General features: G+C 70.2%; 3 protein-coding genes. All 3 read right to left on the bottom strand.

Features of this window, described 5'->3' with window-relative positions; genetic code table 11:
• Positions 1-163 precede the first annotated feature (163 nt).
• The gene (locus G6026_RS15640; protein ID WP_182613713.1) at positions 164-1,384 is read right to left on the bottom strand and encodes a primosomal protein; all 1,221 of its coding nucleotides are present in this window, start codon (positions 1,382-1,384) and stop codon (positions 164-166) included.
• A 57-nt stretch (positions 1,385-1,441) separates the two neighbouring features.
• The gene (locus tag G6026_RS15645) at positions 1,442-1,813 is read right to left on the bottom strand and encodes a hypothetical protein (RefSeq protein WP_107755907.1); all 372 of its coding nucleotides are present in this window, start codon (positions 1,811-1,813) and stop codon (positions 1,442-1,444) included.
• The coding region (locus G6026_RS15650; RefSeq protein WP_182613714.1) for a hypothetical protein at positions 1,810-2,069 on the bottom strand (260 nt) is incomplete at its 5' end. The genes G6026_RS15645 and G6026_RS15650, both read right to left, overlap by 4 nt.

Genomic DNA, 2,069 nt, shown 5'->3' on the forward strand with positions numbered 1-2,069 from the left:
GGTGGTGGACCGGCTGCGCGGGTGGTGAGGCGCCGGCCCGCCGATTCCACCGGAACACCGACCAGCCCATCGAGAAGAGTGTGTCGACCGCATCGGCCGAGTGGACATGTGCGGAACGCTCTTCTCGGTGAGTCCGGACCGGACCGGGCCAGCCCGGGTGAGGTCAGGCGATGTCGGGGGTGGTCATCAGGCGTTCGACGTCGTCGACCAGGGCGCGCCATTCGCCGGCCTCGTCGTCGAACGGGGCACTGGGCTCGAGCAGCCTGGCGTCGTCCGGGTTGAGGACGTAGTGGAGGAATCGGCGCAGCGCGGTCCCACGGCCGGTCACGGCGGCCTCGAGGCCGGAATCGCCCACGTAGGTCGCGAGGTCGGTGATCAGTTCGACCGCCAGTCCGAGCTGATCGGCGTCGACCATCCCGGGGCCGACCTCGATATCGCGGTCGAGACCGGCGAGAACATAGGTGTTGTCCTCGGTCACGTGGATGTCCAGGCTGCCGTCGGTCGCGGCGATCTTGACGCGCTCGTAGGTCGCCACGTGGCTGAGGGTCTCGTCGTCGTTGTCCGCCAGGTACCGGGCCAGTCCCCTGGGGCTGGTGAACACGTACGCCTGGTCACCGTCGCCGAGGAACACCGGCCGATCGCCCAGGTAGCACCGCAGGCTGAGGTACTCCTGGTCGGCGAAGACGATCTTCACGGGGTCGATCCCGACCGTCTCCCAGAGGGAGCCCTCCGGGTAGCCGGTCGGGGCGGCTTCGGGTTCGGGCGCGGGTTCGGGGAGCGCGGCCTCGGCGGCGTCCAGGTCCGCGCGTGCTCGGTCGACCTCGTTCGGCCGCACCTCGGGCGTGGTCATGACGTCCTGGATCGCGTCGAGAACGTCGTCCCAGCCCTTCGCGACGGTCTTGCGGATCGATTTCCACAGTTTCAGCCCGTCCCGCCCGTAGAACTCGTCCATACCGCGGGTGACCGCGGCCAGGATCGGGTTGCCGTTGAAGAACTTGGTGACCGTGTCCAGTTCGCACACCTCCCCGATCGAGCGGGCGATCGCGAAGGCCTGATCGATCTCGTCGACCGACGACTCCGTGGGGTTCTCACCGAGGAGTTCGAGTACTCCGACGAGGTCGTAACAGTTCTCCTCGGCGGCGCGGAACGCCAGGACGTCCGACGCCGCGAACCCGGTCCAGGAGGGGTGGTCCTGGAGGTCGTGTGGTGCGCCGCTCCGGACCAGGGCGAGGAGTTCGGCGGTCGAGTCGAACGCATAGAGGTCCTCGTCGAGCCCGAGGAACGCCTCCCAGTCGTCGTTGTCCTCTCGCCAACTGGGTGCCCAGAGTGTCGTGACGTCTCCCTCAGGGAGACCGAGCTCGATCGGGACGATGTCCTTGGCCATGCCGGTCAGCATATCCACGGCCCGTCACCGGGTGCCACGGCCCGCCCACGGGACTTCCTATTGGTCGCCTGCCGGCTCAGGGGACGGGCCTCCGGCCGGGGTCCGGTCGGTCTGCCTGCGGGCGGTGACCGCGAGCTCGACCGACCCCGAGACCAGTTCGGCCCGCCGGGTGTTGGCCCGGACGACCGCGCTAGACGTGGCCTCGAGGATGGCGGACGCCACGGCATCGCACCCGCGCCCGCGGAGTCCGGTCGCAAGTACCAACTCGATCACCGTGCCACCGGAATCGGCGGTGGCGGTCGCGATCCGGTCCCGACTCGAGGCCACCACCCGGAGGGACTCGAGTTGGTCGTGCGCGGACTCCCACTCGGCCGCGATGCCGCGGAGGCGGTCGAGAAAGGCATCGACGTCCAGCCCTCCGGCACTCACCCGGACCCCCCGTCCGGCTCGTCGCCCGCCCCCAGCCACTGCGCCCGGTCCCACTCCTGTCCGTCCCATTCCTCTTCGGCCAACCGGTCCAGGAGATCGCGGGCCTCACCCGCCGCGGCGGTGAGGGCGCGCAGCACCGCCCTCGCCACGTCCGCTGGTGGGCGGTCGAGCAGCCCGGCGGGCAGGGCCAGACCCACCGGCACACCGTCGGTACCGACCTCGGCGACGACGCCGGTCATCGGGTCGGTGTGGCGGA

The sequence above is a fragment of the Dietzia sp. DQ11-38-2 genome (assembly GCF_014145055.1).
Taxonomy (GTDB): domain Bacteria; phylum Actinomycetota; class Actinomycetes; order Mycobacteriales; family Mycobacteriaceae; genus Dietzia.

Bases quoted from the DNA above. Each gene is read 5' to 3' on its own strand.
- G6026_RS15640 (WP_182613713.1), bottom strand. From the start codon at position 1,384: ATGGCCAAGGACATCGTCCCGATCGAGCTCGGTCTCCCTGAGGGAGAC.